This is a genomic window from Streptococcus sp. SCPM-O-B-15294 (M123) (genome assembly GCF_058200455.1).
Window position 1 is genome coordinate 67,623 of record NZ_JBYQGU010000009.1, and the last position, 23,890, is coordinate 91,512.

Genomic DNA, 23,890 nt, shown 5'->3' on the forward strand with positions numbered 1-23,890 from the left:
TGGTACAATTACATCACTCTATTATATCACAAAATGAAGAAGGGAGGGGAAATAATGAATAGTTTACTGATTACAGGTTATAAGGCGTTTGAATTGGGAATTCTGACAGCTAAGGACCCTAGACTTCCCATTATTAAAGAGGCGATTCGCAGGGATTTAGTCCGTTTTTTGGAGGAGGGCGTTAAGTGGCTGATTTTTACGGGGAATCTAGGTTTTGAAGCCTGGGCCTTAGAGGTTGCCCAGGAATTAAAAAAAGAATACGAGATACAGTTGGCCACGATTTTTATGTTTGAAAACCAAGGAGAGAACTGGAATGAGGCCAATCAAGAACTCCTTAGTCGCTTTAAACAGGTTGATTTTGTCAAGTATGCCTATCCCTCTTACAGTCAGCCAGGCCAATTTAAAGAATACAATACCTTTTTGTTAGAAAATACAGATGGTGCTTATTTATTTTACGATCCAGAACATGAAACAAATCTCAAATATCTTTACAAAATGATGCTAGAAATGGATCAGTATCATGTCAAAAGATTAAACTTTGATGACTTAAATGAAGTAGCGGAAAAAATTTACGAAAAATAAGTGATTTACCTTGATTTTTTCTCCTCATTTTTTATATAATGATTATGATTAACTAGAACGGAGAGAATGATGGCAAGTATTATTTTTACTGCGAAAGATATTTTTGATCAAGATTTCAAAAAAGAAGTTCGTGGATTTAGTAAAGTTGAGGTAAATGAGTTTTTGGATGATGTCATCAAAGACTATGAAACCTATGCTGCCTTAGTGAAGGAATTGAAAGAAGAAAATGCTCGGCTCCGTGAAGAATTAGCGAAGAAAACGAGCCAAGCAACTCCGAGTCCATCAGTTCCTGAATCTGCTCCAAAGCATGAGTTTCCTCAGGTCACTACTACGACAAACTTCGATATTTTGAAACGCTTAAATCGTCTAGAAAAAGAAGTCTTTGGGAAACAAGTCGTAGATCGTGATTTTTAAGACATAAAAGATGAATCGTGCAATTTTTGGATAATCGCGTGAGAGCTTTCTCTCATGAGGAAAGTCCATGCTAGCACAGGCTGTGATGCCTGTAGTGTTTGTGCTAGGTGAATCCATAAGCCTAGGGACTTGATCTTCAAGTTACGGCGAGCGAACGGGCTAAGTCTTAGGATAAGTTCTACTAGCTCTGAAAGTGCCACAGTGACGTAGTTTTTAGGGAAACCTAAAAAGTGGAACGCGGTAAACCCCTCAAGCTAGCAACCCAAACTTTGGTCGGGGCATGGGATGCATGGAAACGAACATAGCATTCTGACTGGAAACAGTAGACAGATGATTATCGAAGGAAATGGTACCTAGTCATTTCTGGAACAAAACATGGCTTATAGAAAATTGCATATAGGTGGCGAGGGGGAGAGAAATCTCAACCTCCTTTTTTAAACAATGGGGAATAAATGAAAAAACAATTTGAATTAATTGCGACAGCTGCCGCTGGATTAGAAGCAGTGGTTGGGCGTGAATTGCGAGAGCTAGGCTACGATTGCCAAGTGGAAAATGGACGAGTCCGTTTCAAAGGCGATGTTCGTGCCATCATCGAAACCAATCTTTGGTTGCGTGCTGCTGACCGAATCAAGATCGTAGTAGGATCCTTTTCTGCCCGCACCTTTGAAGAACTCTTTCAAGGAGTTTTTGCCTTGGATTGGGACCAATACCTCCCTTTAGGAGCGCGTTTCCCTATCTCCAAAGCAAAATGTGTCAAATCCAAACTGCATAACGAACCGAGTGTACAAGCCATTTCGAAAAAGGCTGTTGTCAAAAAGTTGCAAAAACACTATGCTCGTCCGGAAGGCGTTCCATTGATTGAAAATGGAGCTGAATTTAAAATTGAAGTTTCCATCTTGAAGGATCAAGCGACCATTCTAATCGATACCACTGGTAGTAGCCTTTTCAAACGTGGTTATCGGACGGAAAAAGGGGGTGCACCCATTAAGGAAAATATGGCGGCTGCCATTCTTCAACTTTCCAATTGGTATCCAGATAAGCCCTTGGTTGATCCGACTTGTGGATCAGGTACCTTCTGTATCGAAGCAGCGATGATGGCTCGCCAGATAGCGCCGGGCTTGAGACGAACCTTCTCTTTTGAAGAGTGGAATTGGGTCGACGATCGTCTGATTCAAGAAGTTCGCACAGAGGCTAGTAAAAAAATCAATCGGGACCTTGTCCTAGATATCATGGGAACTGATATTGATGCGCGGATGGTTGAGATTGCCAAAGAAAATGCTCAAAAAGCTGGAGTTGCGAGCGATATCACCTTTAAGCAAATGCGGGTGCAAGATTTGCGCTCAGAGAAGATCAATGGAGTCATTATCTCCAATCCACCGTATGGTGAACGCTTATCTGATGATGCTGGGGTGACAAAATTGTACGCTGAAATGGGAGAGGTCTTTGAGCCCTTGAAGACTTGGAGCAAATTTATCTTGACCAGCGATGAAAATTTTGAGAAGAAGTTTGGCCGACAAGCGGACAAAAAACGAAAATTATATAACGGAACCTTAAAGGTTGACTTGTATCAGTTCTTTGGGGAGCGGGTACGTCGACAAGCGACTAGTGAGAAAGGAAACATATGACAAAAGAAGATAAACAGCAATTGAGCCAAGAGGCAGAGTCAGTTCTTGATTTTAAGGACGCCAAAGAGATGACGATTGGCCAAGCGAACCGCAAAGCTGAAGAAATCGAAGCAGGGGTCAAGGAAACAGACAATGTCCTCGATAAATACATCAAACAGCACCGTGACGAAATCGAAGCTCACAAGTTTGATACCATCGTCATGCAAAAGGAAATGTTGGCTGAGGCAGAGGAAGCAGTCACTGTGGAAGCAACAGAGTCAATTCCAAATGAAGAACCTGCAACAGAAGCAAGCTCAGCAGAAGCAGCTAAAAAAGAGGTTGCATCTGCTCGCATTCCAGATCCAATTCCTGGGGAACGCCCTGCAAAAATTAAGTTTGGTCCAGAGCCAACAGAACCATATGTGGATGAAGAAATTGAGATTCCTGAAGAACCGAAAAAAAGCCGGGTCAAACCAATTTTGTTTTCAGTTTTAGCTCTGACAGCAGTTGCTACGGCTAGTTGGTTGTCTTATCAATGGATCCGTAACCAGTCTAAAGGGGAAACGACAGTCGTCTCTTCTACTAGCTCATCTAGCAAGAAGTCCTCTAGTTCTTCTTCCTCAACGAGCGCGAATACAGAGGCTTTGCTGAAGGACTTTAATGATCAGTATGCAGCCTTCTATACAGATGACACGCAGACGAAATTGAAAAATGATTCTTTTGGTAATTTGGAAAAACTAAAAGCCAGTTTGGAAAAATTGAAAGACACCAAAGAATACGATGCAGCCAAAAGTAAATACGATGAATTGGTGAAGCAGGTTTCTGCTATTCAAACAGTTAACTCTCAGTTTACCAGCCCAGTTATTAAGGATGGGGTCATCGATACCAAGGCTCAGGTAAAGAGTGATGCAGTCTTTTCAGATGCGTCAACAGCTAATACACAGTTGAACCAATTGTTGAAAGATGCTGCAGCTCAAGGACGATCACAACAAGTTGCCACTCCAGCACCTGTGACAGATGGTGGTGGCAGTGCTGCAGGTGGAAATGCAGTTTCTTCAGGAACGGTAACCAGTCCTGCTCCTACCCCAGCCCCAGCTACTGAAGGCAACACGACAGGCGGAGTGAACCCAGGCTATTCTGGCTTTGGTCTTCAAAGTACTGGTGTGCCACTTCAACGAAACTTGAGCCGGGTGCCATACAACCAAGCAGCGCTTGACGATGTAAACAATCCTGCGTGGACCTTTAATCCTGGTATTTTGGAGAAAGTTCTGAAGATTGCCCGGGAACGTGGTCATATCGTTGGGGATCAATACATCTTAGAACGCGTGAATATTATCAACGGCAATGGTTATTACAACCTCTTTAAGCCAGATGGAACTTATTTGTTTAGTATCAATGCTAAAACAGGCTACTTTGTCGGAAACGGAAAAGGCCATTCCGATGCATTGGATTATTAAGAATTAAAAAAGACTTCTCTTTCAAAGAGAAGTCTTTTGTTTTTTATACGATATGGCGTGTGAATGGATCGTCAGAAATACCTTGTTCGAGAATCAATTTGCACCACTCTTTGGCAGAAAAGAGGCTGTGATCTTTATAGTTTCCACAAGATTCAATCGTCGTTCCTGGCACGTCTTCCCAGCTTGTCGCTTCAGCAATTTCCTCTAGGGAGGATTTAATCACTTGTGCAATGGTTTTTGGATCGTGCTGTCCCCACATAATCATATGGAAGCCAGTACGACACCCAAATGGGGAACAATCGATCATTCCATCAATGCGTTTACGGATCAACATAGCTAATAGATGCTCAATTGTATGTAAACCAGCAGTCGGGATAGAGTCTTCATTTGGTTGAACCAAGCGGATATCGTAGTTTGAGATGACATCTCCTTTTGGTCCAGTTTCCTCTCCGATTAGGCGGACGTAAGGGGCTTTTACAGCAGTGTGGTCTAATTCAAAACTTTCCACAATAACTTCTTTCGTCATGTATCTTCCTCAATTTCTTTTTTCTTGATTATAGCACAATTGTCAGTGGATGAAAACATAAGAGAAGAGAGAGGCAAGTAGCCGTTGAAATAAGATTCAGAAGCTTGTTTTTAGGGTGTTTTTCCGTTAGAATCAAAGGAAAGAAGCATTAGAATAATAGCAGAAATAGATTAGTTTTCGCTAGAAAATTTGTTTGTTAATTTTGTAAAAATATGATAAAATAATAAAGAATTTTTTAATTCAACTATTCATTAGATTAGGGGTAAAAACATGGAATTTGGAATTGCAATTGTTTTTGCCGCAATCATTGGTTTAGTCATTGGATATGTAGGGATCTCAGTCAAGATGAAAGCATCGAAAGAGGCTGCAGAACTTACTCTTTTAAATGCTGAACAAGAAGCAACGAATTTACGTGGACAGGCAGAGCGCGAAGCTGATTTGATTTTGAAAGAAGCTAAGCACGAGTCTAGTTCACTTAAAAAAGAAGCACTTTTGGAGGCAAAGGAAGAAGCCAGAAAATATCGAGAAGAAGTCGATGCTGAGTTTAAATCAGAGCGTCAAGAATTAAAACAATTAGAAACCCGCTTAGCGGAACGTTCGAATAATCTTGATCGCAAAGATGACAATCTTACGAGCAAAGAGCAAGCTCTTGAACAAAAAGAGCAAAGTCTTTCAGATAGAACTAAACACATTGATGCGCGTGAAGAACAATTACATGAGCTAGAAAAGAAGAAAGAAGAAGAATTAGAAAAAATTGCTTCTCTGACTCAATCGGAAGCACGTGATATTATCTTAACGCAAACAGAAGAACGACTTTCCAAAGAGATTGAGACTCGAATTCGAGAAGCAGAAGTGGAAGTGAAAGAACGTTCAGATAAAGTTGCAAAAGATATCCTGGTTCAAGCCATGCAACGGATGGCCGGGGATTTTGTGGCAGAACAGACCAACTCAACGGTTCATTTACCAGATGATGGAATGAAGGGCCGGATTATTGGTCGCGAAGGTCGAAATATCCGAACCTTCGAAAGCTTGACAGGTGTGGATGTGATTATTGATGACACTCCAGAAGTAGTCACCCTGTCTGCATTTGATCCGATTCGTCGGGAAATCGCACGAATGACCATGGAAAGTCTCTTGAAAGATGGTCGCATCCATCCAGCTCGGATTGAAGAGTTGGTAGAGAAGAACCGTTTGGAAATTGACCAACGGATTCGTGAATATGGTGAAGCAGCAGCCTATGAAATTGGCGCACCAAATCTACATCCTGATTTGATGAAGATTATGGGACGCTTGCAATTCAGAACTTCTTATGGACAGAACGTCTTGCGTCACTCCATTGAGGTTGCTAAGTTATCTGGTATTATTGCTAGTGAGCTTGGTGAAAATGCTACCTTGGCTCGTCGAGCTGGTTTCCTTCATGATATTGGTAAAGCCATCGACCGTGAGGTAGAAGGTAGCCACGTAGAAATTGGTACTGAATTAGCTCGTAAATACAAAGAGCACCCTGTTGTTGTCAATACGATTGCCAGTCACCATGGTGATGTCGAACCAGAAAGTGTCATCGCAGTTATTGTTGCAGCAGCAGATGCCTTGAGTGCAGCGCGTCCAGGTGCCCGGAGCGAGTCTCTTGAAAGCTACATCAAACGCCTGCAAGATCTTGAAGAAATTGCAAATGGCTTTGAGGGAGTTAAGACCAGCTTTGCCTTGCAAGCAGGTCGTGAAATTCGAATTATGGTCAGCCCTGAAGAAGTCAAGGATGATAAGTTGACCATCTTGGCTCATGATATCCGTGAGAAGATTGAGTCCAACTTGGAGTACCCTGGTAACATCAAGGTAACCGTTATTCGTGAATTACGTGCCATTGATTATGCAAAATAGAGCTTGTTAAAAGCCATATATAAAAGATAGTCAGCTAAGGTGGAACAACCTTAGTTGGCTATTTTTTTGTGAGTCGTGTTAAAAATGGCTTAGCACAGATGAAATGGTTCATTGGCAGAGAAGTGGTTAGGGCCTTGCCTCAAGGAAAAATCTGTTGAAAAATCTTTCTATTTTTGTTACACTAGATAGAAAGACAGCGAAGGAGACAAAATGGCGGATCGAGGATTATTAATCGTTTTCTCAGGGCCCTCAGGTGTTGGGAAAGGAACGGTTAGACGTGAGATTTTTGAAAGCTCAGATAATCAATTTCAATACTCAGTATCGATGACAACGCGTGTACAACGTCCAGGCGAAGTGGACGGAGTAGATTATTTCTTCCGGACACGTGAAGAATTTGAGGAGTTGATTCGTCAAGGTCAAATGCTCGAATATGCTGAATATGTTGGCAATTACTATGGGACTCCCTTGACCTATGTGAACGAAACCCTCGATAAAGGGATCGATGTTTTCCTTGAAATCGAGGTGCAAGGGGCTTTGCAGGTCAAGAAAAAGGTACCAGATGCCGTCTTCATTTTCTTAACTCCTCCAGATTTGGATGAATTGCAAGACCGTTTGGTTGGACGCGGCACAGATAGTGCGGAAGTCATTGCCCAGCGGATTGAAAAAGCCAAAGAAGAAATTGCTTTGATGCGTGAGTATGACTATGCTATTGTCAATGACCATATTCCTCTTGCTGCAGAACGTGTCAAACGTGTGATTGAAGCTGAACATTTCCGTGTGGATCGTGTTATCGGTCACTATCAGGATATGCTACCAAAGTCTCCGACTATTCGATAAACTATAGAAAACAGGTACAAACAAATGATGCTTAAACCCTCTATTGATACCTTACTTGACAAGGTACCATCAAAATATTCACTCGTAATCTTGTTAGCAAAACGTGCTCACGAATTAGAAGCTGGAGCAACTCCAACACAAGAATTCAAATCTGTAAAATCTACGCTTCGTGCCTTGGAAGAGATTGAATCTGGGAATGTAACTATCCATCCAGATCCAGAAGGGAAGCGTGAAGCGGTTCGTCGTCGAATCGAAGCAGAACGCTTGCGTAAAGAAGAAGAAGAGCGTAAAATTAAAGAACAAATCGCGAAAGAAAAAGAAGATGGTGAAAAAATTTAAGGTTGGGTTCGCTCAATCTTATTTTTTGCTATTTAGCGCTAGGACAGGAAGGAGGTGGAAGCATGCTAGCACAAGTCATCGTTGATGTTCCCTTGATGCAAACAGACAAGCCCTATAGCTACCAGGTACCAGAAGAGTTTTCTCCTTTCTTGGAAAAAGGAATGCGAGTGCATGTTCCCTTTGGAAAGGGAAATCGGCTCATTCAAGGGATTGTGGTTGGCCTTGAAGAGACCACTCCAGCAGCTCAAGATCAAGAATTGAAAAGTATCGTGGAGGTCTTAGACTACCAACCGGTTCTAGGAGAGGAGCAATTTTGGCTGGCAGATCAGTTGCGAAAGACGGTTTTTGCCTACAAGATCACCCTCTTGAAAGCCATGTTACCGAGTGTTTTAAATTCTTCCTATGACAAAATTCTCCATCCGACAGAACTGCTATCGCCAGAAGATCGAGAAGACATTTTTGGAACAGCGACTAGCTTGGCCTTTTCTTCTTTGGATATTGATGCTCAAGCACGAATGATGCGACTGACTCGTAAGGGAGAGTTGGAAGTAGAATACCAAGCTGTGGATCGTAAACATATCAAAACAGAAAAATGGTATCGGGTAAATCAACCCCTACTTGAAAATTTGGAAATCGCCAAGAATGCTAAAAAGCGCTTGGCCTTGCGAGACTTTGTCCAAGGTCAGGAAGAAGAAGCACCTTTGAGTGATTTATTGGCGGAATTCTCTCGTCCAGTGGTGAACTATTTCATCGACCAGGGTGCCTTGCTTATTTTTGAAAAAGAAGTCAATCGTGCGGCTGCCTACTTTAAAGACAAAGAGTCGACAGAGGCCTTGGTTTTAAATGCTGAACAAGAACGAGCGGTTCAAGCGGTAACCAGCAAAATTGGGCAACCTTCCAAACCCTTCTTGCTAGAAGGGGTGACAGGAAGTGGAAAGACGGAAGTTTACCTCCAAATCATCCAAGAGGTGCTGGATAAGGGGAAAACAGCTATTATGTTGGTTCCTGAAATTTCCTTGACGCCTCAAGTGACGGATCGCTTCATTTCTCGCTTTGGGGATCGAGTGGCCATCCTTCATTCAGGTCTATCCAACGGTGAAAAATACGATGAGTGGAGACGTGTTGAACGTGGAGAAGCTCAAGTGGTCGTAGGAGCGCGGTCTGCCATCTTTGCACCTCTGAAGAACCTAGGGGCCATTATTATCGATGAAGAACATGAGGCTACCTATAAACAAGATAGCAATCCTCGCTACCATGCGCGTGAAGTGGCCTTGTTACGAGCTCAGTATCACCAAGCTGTTTTGGTCTTGGGGTCGGCGACACCTAGTCTAGAAACACGAGCCCGTGCAGGAAAAGGAGTCTATGAATTTCTTCAATTGACCCAACGAGCCAATCCTCTTGCCCGTATTCCAGAGGTGGAAGTGATTGATTTCAGGGATTATATTGGCCAGCAAGAATCAGGAACCTATACACCTAAGTTGCTAGAAGCGATAGCAGAACGTCTGCAACGAAAAGAGCAAGTCGTCCTCATGCTCAATCGCCGGGGTTATTCCAGCTTTGTTATGTGTCGGGAGTGCGGTCATGTAGATACCTGTCCGAATTGTGATATCTCCTTGACCCTTCACATGGATACCAAGACGATGGATTGCCATTATTGTAATTACCACAAGGCCATCCCAACAGTCTGCCCTAATTGCCAAAGTCGATCGATTCGTTATTACGGGACGGGGACCCAGAAGGCCTACGATGAGCTACAAGAAATTTTCCCCGAGGCTCGTATTCTGCGGATGGACGTTGATACTACTCGGAAAAAAGGGAGTCACGAGACCTTGTTGGACCAGTTTGGCCAAGGACAAGCCGATATTTTACTGGGGACCCAGATGATCGCCAAGGGTTTGGATTTCCCCAATGTAACGCTAGTCGGTGTCCTCAATGCTGATACAGCCCTAAATTTGCCTGATTTTCGCTCGTCAGAGCGGACCTTCCAACTGTTAACCCAGGTAGCAGGGCGGGCTGGTCGTGCGGATAAAGAAGGACAGGTTCTGATCCAGACCTATAATCCTCATCATTATGCCATTGAATATGCGGAACGCCAAGATTATGAAGGGTTTTATGCCTATGAAATGAAGGTGCGCCACCAGTTAGGTTATCCACCTTATTATTACACGGTAGGTTTGACCCTCTCTCACAAAAAAGAAGAGGTCGTGGTTAAAAAAGCTTATCAGGTGATGGATCTGTTGAAAGCAGGTCTGTCCGATCAGGTCCAAATCTTGGGACCAACGCCAAAACCGATTGCTCGTACGCATAATCTATTCCATTACCAGATTCTGTTGAAGTACCGGTTTGAAGACCACTTACCACAGGTTTTAAATCAGATTTTGGACTATACTCAAGAGCGGGAAAATCAAGATCTTCGAGTCAGCATTGACAATGAACCGCAAAGTTTTATGTAGAAGGAGAAAAAATGACAAAAATACTATTTATGGGAACGCCTGATTTCTCAGCTACAGTCTTAAAAGGCTTGATTTCTGATGAACGCTATGAGATTCTAGCCGTTGTGACTCAACCAGATCGAGCAGTTGGTCGTAAAAAAGAAATTCGAATGACACCAGTAAAAGAAGCGGCTTTAGAAGCGGGCTTGCCAATCTACCAGCCGGAGAAACTATCTGGAAGCCAAGAACTAGAAGACTTATTGGCTTTGGGAGTAGACGGTATTGTCACAGCAGCCTTTGGACAGTTTTTGCCGAGTCGTTTGTTAGAGGCGATGAAGTTTTCTGTCAACGTGCACGCTTCTCTTCTTCCAAAATACCGTGGTGGAGCGCCTATTCATTATGCCATCATGAATGGGGATAAAGAAGCTGGTGTGACCATCATGGAAATGGTCAAAGAGATGGATGCTGGAGATATGATTTCTTCTCGCGCCATCCCTATTTTAGAGGAAGACAATGTGGGAACCCTATTTGAGAAATTGGCTCTTGTTGGCCGGGATCTTCTTTTAGAAACTCTGCCAGCTTACCTTGCGGGAGAGCTTAAGCCACAACCGCAGGATCCCCAACAAGTCACCTTCTCTCCAAATATCAAGCCAGAAGAAGAACGCCTGGATTGGACACGGACCAACCGTGAACTCTTTAACCAAGTTCGAGGCATGTATCCTTGGCCAGTTGCCCATACTCTATGGAAGGGTGAACGCTTTAAGATATACCAAGCAAAACCGTGTGAAGGTCAAGGAGAACCAGGAGAAATTTTAGCTCTCCATAAAAATGAAATCGTTGTTGCGACGGGTGAGGGAGCCTTAGCCTTGACCCTTGTTCAGCCAGCTGGTAAACCCAAGATGGCTGTCGGAGATTTCTTAAATGGTTTGGGGCGACAACTGCAAGTAGGTGATCAATTTGGTAAATAAGATGCAGACTGCACGAGGGGTGGCCCTATCTACTCTAGGAGAGATTTTCCAGGACGGTGCTTTTTCAAATATCGCCCTCAAAAAATCCTTGGGCAAGGCAACCTTGTCAGATGTGGATAAAAGTCTAGTAACCGAAATCGTCTATGGGACGGTTTCACGCAAACTAACCTTGGAATGGTATCTATCGCACTTTGTCGTTGATCGAGACCAGGTAGATCCCTGGATCTATCATCTTTTATTGATGAGCCTCTATCAGTTCGTCTATCTGGAGAAGATTCCTCCCCATGCTGTTGTCCATGAAGCAGTAGAGCTTGCCAAGCAACGGAAGAAGGGGAGTGAAAAATATGTCAATGCTCTCTTACGGAAAATGCTACGAGAGGAGCTTCCATCAATTGACCAGATTAAACGAATCAACAAACGACTTTCAATCCGCTATTCTCTTCCGGTTTGGTTGGTGAAAAAGTTGATGGACGAGTATGGTGAACAGCGGGCCATTGCGATTTTTGAGAGTCTCTATGTTCGCAACAAGGCCAGTGTTCGTGTTGTCGATCTGGATCAAAAAGAAGACATCAAGGAGCAATTGCAGGCTTCGGATTCTTTATTGGCTTCAACTGCCCTCGTAAAGGAGAATGGCTATTTTGCGGGCTCTGATTACTTCAAACAAGGGAAACTAACCATTCAAGATGAGACCAGTCAATTGGTCGCTCCGGCTTTAGAGGTCCAACCATCAGACCAGGTATTAGATGCCTGTGCAGCACCTGGGGGCAAGACCACCCATCTAGCTTCTTATCTAGTAGATGGGAAGATCACAGCCTTGGACTTGTACGATCATAAGCTCCAATTAATTCAGGAAAACGCGGAACGTCTGGGAGTTGCAGATAAAATCCAGACAAAAAAACTGGATGCCAGCCAGGTCTTTGAAGCTTTTGGAGCAGATGCTTTTGATAAAATCTTGGTAGACGCCCCTTGCTCTGGGATTGGTTTGATCCGCCGTAAGCCAGACATCAAGTACAATAAAGACAATGCTGACTTTGCGTATCTACAGGCGATTCAATTGGAAATATTGGATGGAGTTTGTCAAAGTGTGCGGAAAGATGGTATAATAGTCTACAGTACATGCACAATTATAGGAGAAGAGAATTTTGATGTGGTTGACCAGTTTTTAAAAACCCATCCAAATTTTGAACTCGTGCCATTAGATCATGAACGAAAAGATATTCTGAAAGATGGCTGTATTTTAATTACACCAGAATTGTATGGAAGCGATGGTTTCTTTATTAGTCGTTTTCGAAGAATATCGTAATCTCAGGAGGATACGGACAGTATGGAAATTTCTATCTTAACCGATGTAGGTCAAAGACGGACAAATAACCAAGACTATGCAAATCAATATAAAAATAAAGCGGGAAAATCCATGGTTTTTCTAGCTGACGGGATGGGGGGGCATCGTGCTGGTAATATTGCTAGCGAGATGGCTGTTACCGATCTCGGCGCTGCTTGGGTAGCGACTGAAATCAGCACCATTAACGAAGTCAGAGAGTGGTTTGCGGAGTATCTGGAAAAAGAAAACCAGCAGATCCATCGCATTGGTCAAGATGAAGAACATAAAGGAATGGGAACAACTCTCGAAGCTGTTGCCGTTATTGATGACCAAGTCTTATTTGCGCATGTAGGGGATTCCCGAATTGGACTCGTGCGTAATGGGGAATACCATCAATTAACCAGTGACCATTCTTTAGTAAACGCCTTGCTCAAGGCCGGACAGATTACGGAAGAAGAGGCAGCTCATCATCCCCAACGCAATATCATCACCCAATCCATTGGACAAAAAGATGAATTGCAACCGGATTTTGGTATGGTTACGGTTGAAGCGGGAGATTTCATTGTTATTAATAGTGATGGATTAACCAATATGATCTCTGGCGATGAAATCCGTGATATCGTTGTTAGCGATTTATCGGTTGAAGAAAAGGCAAAAACCTTGGTTCGCTTTGCGAATAATGCTGGCGGTTTGGACAATATTACAGTTGTACTGATTCGCTTTGCTGAGGAGGATGTGGCATGATTCAAATCGGCAAAATTTTTGCCGGACGATATAAGATAATCCGTCAAATCGGGCGTGGAGGGATGGCAGATGTCTACCTCGCTCGGGATTTAATCTTAGATGGTGAAGAAGTTGCAGTTAAAGTACTGAGGACCAATTACCAAACAGATCCAATTGCAGTTGCACGCTTTCAACGAGAGGCCAAAGCGATGGCAGATTTGGATCATCCAAATATCGTTCGGATCACGGATATCGGTGAAGAGGATGGCCAGCAATACTTGGCGATGGAATATGTCGCTGGTTTGGACTTGAAACGCTATATCAAAGAAAATGCTCCTCTCTCAAATGAAGAAGCTGTTCGCTTGATGGGGCAAATTCTTCTTGCTATGCGCTTGGCGCACACGCAAGGCATTATTCACCGTGATTTGAAGCCTCAAAATGTCCTTTTAACATCGGACGGAAATGCCAAGGTTTCTGACTTTGGGATTGCAGTAGCCTTTGCAGAGACCAGTCTCACCCAGACCAACTCTATGTTGGGTTCGGTTCATTATTTATCACCAGAGCAAGCCAGAGGATCGAAAGCTTCTATTCAAAGTGATATCTATGCAATGGGGATCATTTTCTACGAAATGCTGACGGGGCATATCCCTTATGATGGGGATAGTGCAGTGACCATTGCGCTGCAACATTTCCAAAAACCACTTCCGTCCATCATTGAAGAGAACAAAAATGTTCCGCAGGCTTTGGAAAATGTGGTGATTAAGGCAACAGCAAAGAAACTATCCGATCGCTATAAGTCGGTAGCTGAAATGTATGTCGACTTGTCAAGCTGCTTATCTTATGAACGCCGTAATGAGAAAAAATTAGTCTTTGATGACGCTTCAAAAGCGGATACCAAGACCCTACCAAAGGTAAACGTGGTTCCAAAACCGGCTCCACTTCCAACATCAGAGGCTCGTCCTACAGCTCATGAGGACCGACCAGTGGCTTCAGAGGATCGAACAGCTCCAGTTTCTCCAAAAAATAAGCCACGTCGTCGTTTGCGGACGCGCTACAAGGTTTTGTTTGTAGCCCTAGCTTTGGTACTGGCTGCCTTTGCCTTTCTTCTTTATATGAGTCCAGCCAACAAAACAGTGCCGGATGTATCTGGAAAAACGGTAGCAGAAGCGCGTGCTATCATTGAAGATCAGGATCTTCAAGTGGGAGACGAAAAAGAAGAATACAGTGATTCGGTGCTGGAGGGTTATGTAATCCGTACCAATCCAAATGCAGGAGCTCAGAAAAAGGAAAACAGCAAGGTTGATTTGGTTGTCTCGAAAGGGCCAAGCACCTTTGATATGCCGGACTATACTGGTAGGTCTAGAGAAGATGCGGAAAACGATCTGAAAACCACCTATAAGCTTTCTAGCAAGCTTATTTCGATTGAAGAAGTCGAGACCAATGAAGTGGAGCCAGGAATTGTGCTTGAGCAATCTCCTGCTGCTGGTCAAAAATATGATTTGACTTCTAATACCAAGGTTGTTCTGAAAGTATCGAAGGAAAGTAATTCGATCGAGTTACCAAGTTATGTTGGTTCTAATTATGAATTTGCTGTCTCTAATCTCGTTCAGATCTACGGGGTGAAGGAAGCAAATATTGAACGGAAGACTACATCGCATCTGCCGGACGGAGTAGAAGTCTTACCTGGTCATATTGTGAGTCAGACTCCAGAAGCTCAATCGAGCATCGATATTAAAAAGACTCGCATTGTCTTGACTGTATACGAACCGAAGACGGAACCATCAAGTAGCACGAAAGCTTCAAGTAGTTCATCAGAAAGTTCAACCTCTACAACAGTAGAATCCCATTCCAATACGGAACCTTCGGCTACTACTGAACCAGAATCTTAACATGATGACCTTATAAAACCAGACCCATCGGTCTGGTTTTTTTAGTAAAGAGAGAGTTGGAATGAATCCTTCTAGAGGCGGAAGCGAATCCTATAGAATTTTGATAAAATAGAATAGAGAGGTTCAATTATGTGGAAGATTCAATTGTTTGTGTTTGTCGAAGCTTTGTTACTCACCATGGCTGCAATCACTATTTTAGCGGGAAATATATCTCGTATCGTCCTAATCGTGGTTCTGTGCTTGCTTCTATTATATTATTACATCGGAAAACAGCGGAGTAACTTTCTTTTAGTGGCATCCAGCATTCTGCTGTTTTTTATTGTCATGTTAAATCCTTATGTCATCGCTGCGCTTTTGTTTGCTGTTGTCTATGCCATGCTGGTGGCTTATCCCTATTTTTACCGTGAAAACGAAGAAGTGAAGATAGATTATGAGGAAGATGTAGAAATCCGACAAGAGAAAACGCCTTGGATTGGGGATCTGCATCATTTTTCAAAGGTAAACTGCCATTTTCGTGATTTAACGATTACTCGTTTAGTGGGGCGGGATACGATCCATTTAGACGAAGTGATTGTTGTGAATCATGACAATGTCATCATCATGAGAAAGATGTTTGGCAATACGAAAATTATTTTGCCAGTGGATGTGGAGCTGAGCTTGCAGGTGAATACCTTGTATGGAGAATTGCGCCTCTTCTCTCAAAAACCTAGAAAATTGAGAAATGAGACAGTAAGCATGGAGACGCCGAATTATCGCAGTTCCCATCGAACAGTGAAGCTTGTTATTGCGGGGATTGTAGGAGATGTGGAGGTCGTCAGAGGATGAAACGAACAGACTATCTTTTAATCTTCCTTTATACGGTCTTAATTCTAGCTGTAATTATCCATTCGATCTTTGGTCTCTTTGACTTTCAGTGGGCTTATCTATTGGAAGATTTATCAAAGCTTCGTGCATTTCTTTTTATTGGCTTTGGTTTGACGCTTGCTCTTACTATTTTGATGATTTTATTGATTAAATTGATTCAATTTACAATCATGAACACCGTCCAAAAAAATCTGAGAAACTTGCTCGAAGGCAAGAAGCTAAAATTTGGAGAAAACAAAGAAATTAATGAAGATTTTCAACGCTTGGATCGTAAGCTCAAACGCCTGACAGAAAATTTGCAACGTACAGAAAATCGAGTCATGCAAAATGAAGAAGAGATTGTGGAAAGAGAACGCAGGCGAATTGCTCGAGATCTCCATGATACGGTGAGCCAAGAATTATTTGCAGCTAATATGATTTTGTCCGGTGTAGCCAGTCAGGATCAGGTTCTTCAACTGCTTAAAGTCGGGCAACAGTTGAAGGGAGTTACAGAAATTCTAAACACTGCTCAAAACGATTTGCGGATTCTCTTATTACACCTGCGGCCGACAGAATTAGAAGGTCGAAACTTGGTAGAAGGTCTCCAGGTGATTTTTAGAGAACTACAAGAAAAGAGTAATTTAGAAGTTCATTTTGAACACGATGTTCAAAGACTCCCTAAAACAATAGAAGAGCATATTTTCCGGATTGTGCAAGAAGTTGTAAGCAATACATTGAAACATGCCCATGCGAAGCACTTGGATGTTTATCTGTTGCAAACTGAACAATCTCTCCATCTAAAATTAGCAGATGATGGAGTGGGGTTTGATCCAGAATCTTTGGGTGAACTAAGTTATGGTATGAAAAATATTCAAGATCGAGTAGATGACATGGCTGGAAGAATTAAGATTTTGACCAGTCCTAAAAAGGGAGTGGCCATTGATATTAAAGTGCCATTAGTAGAAGGAGAAAATGATGAAATTATTACTAGTAGATGATCATGAGATGGTCCGTTTAGGATTGAAAAGCTATTTAAGTATGCAAGATGGGATTGATCAAGTCCTAGAGGCTAGTGATGGTCAAGAGGGTGTAGAGATAGCCTTACAAGAACGACCAGATGTCATCATTATGGATATTGTCATGCCACATATGACCGGGATTGAAGCGACACTCGCCATCCTGAAGGAGTGGTCAGATGCAAAAATATTGATCCTAACGTCTTATCTGGACAATGAAAAAATCTACCCTGTCTTGGATGCGGGAGCCAAGGGATATATGCTCAAAACCTCTAGTGCAGAGGAAATTTTACGGGCCATTCGTAAGGTGGAACAAGGAGAGTTGGCGATTGAGACAGAGGTCAGCCAAAAAGTTGAGTATCGAAAAAATCACGTGGAACTCCATGATGACTTGACCGCGCGTGAACGAGATATCTTGGCTTTGCTAACCAAGGGATATGAAAATCAACGGATAGCTGATGAATTATTCATTTCATTAAAGACGGTCAAGACGCACGTGTCGAATATTTTGTCAAAATTAGAAGTGAGCGATCGTACCCAAGCAGTAGTTTATGCCTTCCAACATCACTTGGTCTCTCAGGAAGATTTTTAGTCAAAAACATGCTATAATAGACAGCATACTGAATGGAGACAACATGGATGCAAAAACACGCTACAAAGCGAAAAAGATAAAAATAGTATTTTTTGATATTGACGATACCTTACGAAATGTTGAGACAGGCTATGTTCCAGCTTCAGTCACCAGAGTGTTTTCACAATTACGAGAAAAAGGAATTTACACAGCCATTGCTAGTGGTAGAGGGATTTTTGGAGTGCCAGAAGAAATTAAGGCTCTCCGACCTGATTTCTACGTCACTCTGAATGGTTCCTATGTGATTGATCGTAAGGAGAATGTCATTTATGAAGAAAGATTACCAAATCCACTTGTTCAGGACTTTATTGCATGGGCCAAGCAGGTAGGGATTCATTATGGTTTGGTTGGGAGTCATCAAGCAGCTCTTTCAGCTCGGACAGAAGATATGAGCCGGGCCATTGATCCCATCTATCCAAATTTACCAGTAGATCCTGACTTTGCTACCAAGCATCCCATTTATCAAATGTGGACATTCGAGACTGGTAAAACATTCGATGCCCTCCCAGAAGCTTTAGGGCAGGAATTGCGTTTGGTTCGCTGGCACCCAATCTCATCAGATGTTGTCTTGGATCAGCAATCCAAAGCTCACGGTGTCTCAAAAATAGTCGAAAAACTAGGTCTCAAACCAGAAAATGTCTTAACGTTTGGAGATGGATTGAATGACATAGAATTATTTGACTATGCTGGTTTAGCGATTGCCATGGGAAACGCCCAAGATGCATTAAAAGCTAAAGCAGATTTTGTCACAAAAACCATAGAAGAAGATGGCATTTTACATGCCTTAGAGGAGTTAAAAATGGTTGAAAAAGAATTGCACTTACCACAAACAAAAATGGATCAAGAAACAGGACCAATTGCGACGATTCATACCAACTATGGAGATCTGAAGATTCGTCTCTTTCCTGATCAAGCACCAAAAACAGTAGCAAACTTTATTGCGCTTGCAAAAGATGGCTACTACAACGGAGTGATTTTCCATCGCATCATTAAAGATTTCATGATCCAAGGTGGGGATCCAACTGGAACAGGTATGGGTGGGGAATCCATTTATGGAGAATCTTTTGAAGATGAATTCTCTGAAGAATTGTACAACATCCGTGGTGCACTTTCTATGGCCAATGCTGGACCAAATACCAACGGCAGTCAATTCTTTATTGTTCAAAACCAACACCTTCCTTATTCTAAAAAGGAAATTGCCCGTGGTGGTTGGCCTGAAGCTATCGCAGAAATTTATGCGGAAGAAGGAGGAACACCTCATTTGGACCGTCGTCACACAGTGTTCGGTCAGTTGATGGATGAAGCTTCTTATCAAGTATTAGATACAATTGCGGCAGTAGAGACAGGTGCCATGGACAAACCCAAAGAAGATGTGGTCATGGAATCAATTGACATTGAGGGAGAAGCATGAGAATCGGGGATAAACTGAAGGGTGTTGTGACAGGGTTGCAACCTTATGGAGCCTTTGTTGAATTAGAGACAGGGGTAACCGGTTTAATCCATATTTCTGAAATCCGCAGTGGATATATCGACAACATTCATGATATCTTAAAAATTGGGGATCAAGTTTGTACCCAGGTTATCGATATTGATGAATACTCTGGGAAGGCTAGCTTGTCTCTTCGTACCTTAGAAGCTGGGAACAGAAAGCAGTTTCGACATCATCGTTTTTCTAATGATCGCCATAAGATCGGTTTTACTCCTTTAGCCAAACAATTACCGATTTGGATTAAAGAAAGTAAAGAATTTTTGAGTGACACTAGTCAAGGAAAATAAAAATTTATTTCTGCAGTTCGATAGAAAGAAAAGAGGCTACATCGTAGCCTCTTTCTTATTCTTGATCAAAATCGTAAAGGGTAGTTGAAAGGTAACGTTCCCCATTATCCGGTGCCAAAGCCAAGACTTTTTTACCAGCGCCAAGCTCTTTAGCGACTTCAATTGCTGCATAGATAGCGGCGGCAGATGAAATTCCAACTAAGAATCCTTCTTTTCCACCAATGTAGCGACCTAATTCTAAAGCTTGTTCAGAAGTGACGCGGATTACGCCATCATAAGAATTGGTATCCAACGTTTCTGGAATGAAACCTGCTGACAATCCTTGGATTTTGTGTGGTCCAGGTTTTTCACCAGAAAGAATCGCTGATTCATCTGCTTCGACTGCATAGACTTGGACAGCTGGGTTAACTTTTTTTAAGGCATGAGAAACACCTGAAATAGTTCCACCAGTTCCAACACCACTGACGTAAGCATCCAATCCATTTGGTCCAAAAGCTTCTAAAATTTCTTGTCCTGTTGTTGCTTCATGGACTTCTGGGTTGGCGCTATTGTTAAATTGGAGGGGAAGGAAACCGTTTCGTTCTGCAGCGATTTCTTCTGCTTTAGCGATAGCTCCTTTCATTCCTTCACTACCTGGAGTTAAAACAAGTTCTGCTCCATAAGCTTGAATGATTTTTCGACGTTCAACACTCATGGTTTCAGGCATGACGATGACGACTTTATACCCTTTGGCAGCCCCGACCCATGACAAACCAATTCCTGTATTTCCACTGGTTGCTTCAACAATAGTAGAACCGGGTTGAAGAAGTCCATCTCGTTCTGCTTTTTCAATCATGCTAAGAGCAATCCGGTCTTTGACAGATGAACCAGGGTTGAAGGCTTCTAATTTAACATAGACATCAGCAGCCCCTTCAGGTACTAGGTGATTCAATTTTACAATAGGTGTTTTTCCGATTAATTCTGTAATATTTTGATAGATTGGCATACGATATACACTCCTTTATTAGTGTATCCAGTATACCGCCAGTAAGAAGGTTTGTAAAATATAAAAAAGCTATCGATGCGATAGCCTTTTTTTATAACGGGATAGGAACTTCCACTTCCTTTAATCCCTGATCACTAATCTCAATTTTTCCATGGTAAAAATCAATCAGGTCAGCAATCACATCTTCTTTTTGCTCCTTATCTACATAGATCAGACTAAAGACAGCATCGGTGAAGTCTGTATGGAATTCTGTTAATTGGTGAGCGGATAAAAAGTTCGCAAACTCTTGGTATTGGGGATAAGTCAAGCTAATCCCTAGACCGACCTGCTCCTTGATCTCGACGAGACCGATTTCTTTTACAGCTTGTGCGACGCTACCGGCATAAGCGCGGATAAGACCGCCTGCACCTAGCTTGATCCCACCAAAATAACGAGTGACAACGCAACAGACATTGGTCAGTTCGTGATTCTCTAAAACACCCAGCATGGGCACGCCGGCAGTCCCACTCGGTTCGCCATCGTCACTGGTTCGTTTAATTTCAAACTGCTCTCCAATAACAAAAGCAGAGCAATTATGAGTTGCTTTGTAATGTTCCTTCTTGATAGTGGCTATAAAGTCGCGAGCTTCCTCTTCAGTATAAACTCGTTTAACATGGCAAAGAAAGCGGGATTTTTTAATTTCTTCTTGGACGAGACCGTCCTCTTTAAAAGTCTTGTATTCCATACATTTATTTTACAAAAAAACTCTTAAAACTGCGAGCTTTTACGAATATATAAGTATGAAACTTGAAGATTGTTATGGACGCTTGTTCACCCAAGACCAACTGGAGGTGGAACTGCTTGGAGAAGCCCAGGAACTGCCAGCTATGGTAGAGGAAAAGACGGGCTTGTTTTGTAATCGGTGTAGGACCAAGATTGATAAGGCTAGATGGAAACTACAGATAGGAAGCTACTATTGTAGAGCTTGCATTCAATTAGGAAGAGTTAGGAGCGATCAAAAACTCTATTACTTTCCCCAGCAAGCCTTTCCGCAAGAAGAAGTCCTAAGATGGCAGGGGACCTTAACTTCCTTTCAAAGTCGGGTCTCTCAGGAGTTGGTTCAATCCTTAACAGAAAGCCAGCCAATGATGGTACACGCAGTAACAGGAGCAGGTAAAACGGAAATGATGTACCAAGTGGTAGCGGAAACAATTAAAAAAGGGGCTTGTGTTTGCATTGCTACCCCAAGGATTGACGTGTGTATTGAATTGTATAAACGAATGACCAAGGATTTTTCCTGTCCCATCTCCTTGTTGCATGGTGATTCAGAAGCTTATTTTCGAACGCCTCTAGTTATATCCACCACCCATCAACTACTAAAATTTTACCAGGCTTTCGATCTCCTTATTATCGATGAAGTCGATGCCTTTCCTTTTGTTGATAACCCCGTTCTTTATCATGCCGTTTCAAATGCCAAAACTAAGAATGGGAAGCTCATCTATTTGACAGCTACCTCTACAAAAGAGTTAGATAAAAAAGTCAAAAAACAGGAGATTAAACGCGTTAGCCTACCTAGACGCTTTCACGGAAATCCTTTAGTGATTCCTAGAAAAGTATGGCTAAAAGATCTACGAAAAAAAGTAGAAAAGAAACAAGTGCCAAGGAAGTTGCTTAAGCTAATAAAAGACCAACGTAAAAACTCCTTCCCCCTGATCCTATTTGTATCAGAAATCGAATTAGGAGAAAAATTCCTCAGTCTATTAAGAAGGGCCTTCACGGATGAAATCATCGAACTGGTGACCTCTAAAACAGAAAATAGGTTGGAACTGGTAGAAAAATTTCGCAACCAAGAAATTACCATCCTTGTTTCAACGACCATTCTTGAACGGGGAGTCACCTTCCCGAAAGTCGATGTGTTTGTGATTGAGGCCAATCATCGGCTGTTCACTAAGAGCGCCCTGGTTCAAATCGCTGGTCGTGTGGGAAGAAGTATGGAAAGACCCACAGGCGAATTGCTTTTTCTAGCAGAAGGAACCAGCAAAGAAATGACACAAGCTATTAAAGAAATAAAAGAAATGAATCGGGAGGCAGGGTTTTGAGTAATTGTTTGCTATGTGATGAAGAGCTGACTAACCAGCAATCCTTAAGAGGTCTCATCCTAATGAAAAAAGAGAATCTCACTATGTGTGATAACTGTAAAAACAAGTTTGACCCAGTTAGTGAAGCTAGTTGCAAGACTTGTTGTAAAAAAAGTTCAGAGACTTCTTGTGAAGATTGCAAAGAGTGGGAACGAAAAGGGAAAAGCGTAAACCATAAAGCACTTTACTATTATAATGAAGAAATGAAGGAATATTTTCAAAAATACAAATTCCAGGGAGACCAACTGTTAGCATGTCTCTTTGCTGAGGAAATAAAGGTAGCGCTTAAAAAGTATAAAGGATATACCATTGTACCAATTCCTTTAAGTGACGAGAGAAATGAGAAGAGAGGGTTTAATCAGGTGACAGCCATATTAGACAATGCTGGGATTCCTTATCAAAACCTATTGATAAAAAAGAATACAAAAGCTCAATCACAGAAAAATAAAAAGGAAAGATTAAAAACAGAACAAGCTTTTAGACGAAAAGAGTTTGAAAACAAAGACTGGCCAGAGAAAATAATGATAGTGGATGATATCTACACAACAGGAGCAACAATAGAAAGAGCTAAAGAAATTTTGAATGTAAATGGGGTGAAAGAAATAACATCTTTTTCATTAGCAAGATAGAATATTCAAAAATATATTTGCAAAAATAAAATGAAAGCGTTATAATATAGATATAAAAAGAAAAAACGTTTAGAAAGAAGGTACTTATATGATTAAATATAGTATCCGTGGTGAAAACCTAGAAGTAACAGAAGCCATTCACGACTATGTCGTTTCTAAACTCGAAAAAATTGAAAAATATTTTCAAGCAGAGCAAGAATTGGATGCACGTGTAAACCTAAAAGTTTATCGTGAAAAAACTGCTAAAGTTGAGGTAACGATTCCACTTGGTTCTATTACACTTCGTGCAGAAGATGTTTCTCAAGATATGTATGGATCTATTGACTTGGTGGTTGATAAGATTGAACGTCAAATTCGAAAGAATAAAACAAAAATTGAAAAGAAAAATCGTAGCAAATCTTCAACCAGCAAAATCTTTACAGACGCTCTGGTTGAGGAAAGTGTTGCTCTTGAAAAAGTTGTCCGCACAAAAACGATTGACATTGAACCAATGGAACTAGATGAAGCTATTCTACAAATGGAACTATTGGGACATGACTTCTTCATCTACAAAGATGTGGAAGATAACACAACAAATGTCATCTATCGTCGTGAAGATGGAGATGTAGGACTTCTTGAAGTCAAAGAAAAATAAGCTAATACAATAAGAAAGCTCCTGTAGAATATACAGGAGCTTTCCAATGTTATAGAAGATAAAGTTTCTAAAAACAAAAAAACATAAAAAATTTAAAAAAATAGAAAAAGATATTGACAAGAAGATGAGGTCGTGATATACTAATATAGTTGTCGCGCGAGAGCGACAAAGACCTTTGAAAACTGAACAAGACGAACCAATGTGCAGGGCGCTATAACGGAAGTTATAGTAACTGAACAATAAAAAAACAATAAATCTGTCAGTGACAGAAATGAGTGAGAACTCAAAC

At 41.8% G+C, this 23,890-nt stretch carries 23 protein-coding genes and 1 other RNA gene; 21 read left to right on the plus strand and 3 right to left on the minus strand.

What is annotated here, in order from left to right; all coding sequences use genetic code 11:
• Nucleotides 1-54 precede the first annotated feature (54 nt).
• The 5 genes from AC3E8G_RS07065 (at nt 55) to AC3E8G_RS07085 (ending at nt 4,057) form a co-directional block, all read left to right on the plus strand.
• Nucleotides 55-582, plus strand: coding sequence for an SLOG family protein (locus tag AC3E8G_RS07065; RefSeq protein ID WP_195348301.1), 528 nt, complete (start codon nt 55-57; stop codon nt 580-582).
• Nucleotides 583-651: 69 nt separating this feature from the next.
• The gene (gpsB, locus tag AC3E8G_RS07070; protein WP_006597079.1) at nt 652-996 is read left to right on the plus strand and encodes a cell division regulator GpsB; all 345 of its coding nucleotides are present in this window, start codon (nt 652-654) and stop codon (nt 994-996) included.
• Nucleotides 997-1,018: 22 nt separating this feature from the next.
• Nucleotides 1,019-1,384: RNase P RNA component class B (gene rnpB, locus AC3E8G_RS07075), an RNA gene on the plus strand.
• Nucleotides 1,385-1,448: 64 nt separating this feature from the next.
• A complete protein-coding gene (locus tag AC3E8G_RS07080) occupies nt 1,449-2,621 on the plus strand; it encodes a THUMP domain-containing class I SAM-dependent RNA methyltransferase (protein WP_414286647.1) in 1,173 nt (390 codons plus the stop codon).
• Complete coding sequence (locus AC3E8G_RS07085; protein ID WP_414286645.1) at nt 2,618-4,057, plus strand: cell division site-positioning protein MapZ family protein; 1,440 nt, start codon at nt 2,618-2,620, stop codon at nt 4,055-4,057. Before AC3E8G_RS07080 ends, AC3E8G_RS07085 begins: the two co-directional genes overlap by 4 nt.
• A gap of 43 nt (nt 4,058-4,100) precedes the next feature.
• Here the strand turns inward: AC3E8G_RS07085 and AC3E8G_RS07090 are convergent, their stop codons facing one another.
• The gene (locus tag AC3E8G_RS07090; protein ID WP_006596848.1) at nt 4,101-4,583 is read right to left on the minus strand and encodes an S-ribosylhomocysteine lyase; all 483 of its coding nucleotides are present in this window, start codon (nt 4,581-4,583) and stop codon (nt 4,101-4,103) included.
• A gap of 270 nt (nt 4,584-4,853) precedes the next feature.
• Here AC3E8G_RS07090 and AC3E8G_RS07095 point away from each other — a divergent pair, with 270 nt between their 5' ends.
• From AC3E8G_RS07095 to AC3E8G_RS07155, 13 genes are all read left to right on the plus strand, one after another.
• On the plus strand, nt 4,854-6,461 hold the full coding sequence (locus tag AC3E8G_RS07095) for a ribonuclease Y (RefSeq protein WP_414286643.1): 1,608 nt from the start codon (nt 4,854-4,856) through the stop codon (nt 6,459-6,461).
• Between the two features lie 210 nt (nt 6,462-6,671).
• A complete protein-coding gene (gene gmk, locus AC3E8G_RS07100) occupies nt 6,672-7,298 on the plus strand; it encodes a guanylate kinase (RefSeq protein ID WP_490677345.1) in 627 nt (208 codons plus the stop codon).
• Nucleotides 7,299-7,322: 24 nt separating this feature from the next.
• Nucleotides 7,323-7,637: a DNA-directed RNA polymerase subunit omega gene (gene rpoZ / locus AC3E8G_RS07105; protein WP_343094242.1), complete on the plus strand. Its 315-nt coding sequence runs from the start codon at nt 7,323-7,325 to the stop codon at nt 7,635-7,637.
• Nucleotides 7,638-7,699: 62 nt separating this feature from the next.
• Complete coding sequence (locus AC3E8G_RS07110) at nt 7,700-10,090, plus strand: primosomal protein N' (protein ID WP_490677346.1); 2,391 nt, start codon at nt 7,700-7,702, stop codon at nt 10,088-10,090.
• A gap of 11 nt (nt 10,091-10,101) precedes the next feature.
• Complete coding sequence (fmt, locus tag AC3E8G_RS07115; RefSeq protein ID WP_154854826.1) at nt 10,102-11,037, plus strand: methionyl-tRNA formyltransferase; 936 nt, start codon at nt 10,102-10,104, stop codon at nt 11,035-11,037.
• A complete protein-coding gene (gene rsmB / locus AC3E8G_RS07120) occupies nt 11,027-12,340 on the plus strand; it encodes a 16S rRNA (cytosine(967)-C(5))-methyltransferase RsmB (protein ID WP_154854823.1) in 1,314 nt (437 codons plus the stop codon). The genes fmt and rsmB overlap by 11 nt, the downstream gene beginning before the upstream one ends.
• Before the next feature lie 21 nt (nt 12,341-12,361).
• Nucleotides 12,362-13,102 carry a Stp1/IreP family PP2C-type Ser/Thr phosphatase gene (locus AC3E8G_RS07125; RefSeq protein ID WP_154854820.1) on the plus strand — a complete coding sequence of 247 codons (741 nt, stop codon included), beginning with the start codon at nt 12,362-12,364 and terminating at the stop codon, nt 13,100-13,102.
• Nucleotides 13,099-14,970 (plus strand): Stk1 family PASTA domain-containing Ser/Thr kinase, encoded by a 1,872-nt coding sequence (gene pknB, locus AC3E8G_RS07130; RefSeq protein WP_154854817.1) that lies wholly within the window; start codon nt 13,099-13,101, stop codon nt 14,968-14,970. The genes AC3E8G_RS07125 and pknB overlap by 4 nt, the downstream gene beginning before the upstream one ends.
• Before the next feature lie 129 nt (nt 14,971-15,099).
• Nucleotides 15,100-15,795, plus strand: a complete 696-nt coding sequence (gene liaF, locus AC3E8G_RS07135; protein ID WP_048691924.1) for a cell wall-active antibiotics response protein LiaF — start codon at nt 15,100-15,102, stop codon at nt 15,793-15,795.
• On the plus strand, nt 15,792-16,811 hold the full coding sequence (locus AC3E8G_RS07140; RefSeq protein ID WP_490677347.1) for an envelope stress sensor histidine kinase LiaS: 1,020 nt from the start codon (nt 15,792-15,794) through the stop codon (nt 16,809-16,811). The genes liaF and AC3E8G_RS07140 overlap by 4 nt, the downstream gene beginning before the upstream one ends.
• Entirely contained in the window at nt 16,789-17,421 is a 633-nt protein-coding gene (locus AC3E8G_RS07145; RefSeq protein WP_154854813.1) for a response regulator transcription factor, read from the plus strand. The genes AC3E8G_RS07140 and AC3E8G_RS07145 overlap by 23 nt, the downstream gene beginning before the upstream one ends.
• 43 nt (nt 17,422-17,464) lie before the next feature.
• Nucleotides 17,465-18,871 (plus strand): bifunctional Cof-type HAD-IIB family hydrolase/peptidylprolyl isomerase, encoded by a 1,407-nt coding sequence (locus AC3E8G_RS07150; RefSeq protein WP_490677348.1) that lies wholly within the window; start codon nt 17,465-17,467, stop codon nt 18,869-18,871.
• A complete protein-coding gene (locus AC3E8G_RS07155) occupies nt 18,868-19,236 on the plus strand; it encodes a S1 RNA-binding domain-containing protein (RefSeq protein WP_048691913.1) in 369 nt (122 codons plus the stop codon). Before AC3E8G_RS07150 ends, AC3E8G_RS07155 begins: the two co-directional genes overlap by 4 nt.
• Before the next feature lie 55 nt (nt 19,237-19,291).
• Here AC3E8G_RS07155 and cysK read toward each other — a convergent pair whose 3' ends face one another.
• A complete protein-coding gene (gene cysK, locus AC3E8G_RS07160) occupies nt 19,292-20,221 on the minus strand; it encodes a cysteine synthase A (RefSeq protein WP_125329919.1) in 930 nt (309 codons plus the stop codon).
• 91 nt (nt 20,222-20,312) lie between these two features.
• A complete protein-coding gene (locus tag AC3E8G_RS07165) occupies nt 20,313-20,945 on the minus strand; it encodes a YigZ family protein (RefSeq protein WP_490677349.1) in 633 nt (210 codons plus the stop codon).
• A 55-nt stretch (nt 20,946-21,000) separates the two neighbouring features.
• Here AC3E8G_RS07165 and AC3E8G_RS07170 point away from each other — a divergent pair, with 55 nt between their 5' ends.
• From AC3E8G_RS07170 to hpf, 3 genes are all read left to right on the plus strand, one after another.
• Nucleotides 21,001-22,299 carry an ATP-dependent helicase ComFA gene (locus AC3E8G_RS07170; RefSeq protein WP_490677350.1) on the plus strand — a complete coding sequence of 433 codons (1,299 nt, stop codon included), beginning with the start codon at nt 21,001-21,003 and terminating at the stop codon, nt 22,297-22,299.
• Between the two features lie 62 nt (nt 22,300-22,361).
• Nucleotides 22,362-22,967 (plus strand): ComF family protein, encoded by a 606-nt coding sequence (locus tag AC3E8G_RS07175; protein WP_490677351.1) that lies wholly within the window; start codon nt 22,362-22,364, stop codon nt 22,965-22,967.
• 88 nt (nt 22,968-23,055) lie between these two features.
• A complete protein-coding gene (gene hpf, locus AC3E8G_RS07180; RefSeq protein WP_490677353.1) occupies nt 23,056-23,601 on the plus strand; it encodes a ribosome hibernation-promoting factor, HPF/YfiA family in 546 nt (181 codons plus the stop codon).
• Nucleotides 23,602-23,890: the final 289 nt, after the last annotated feature.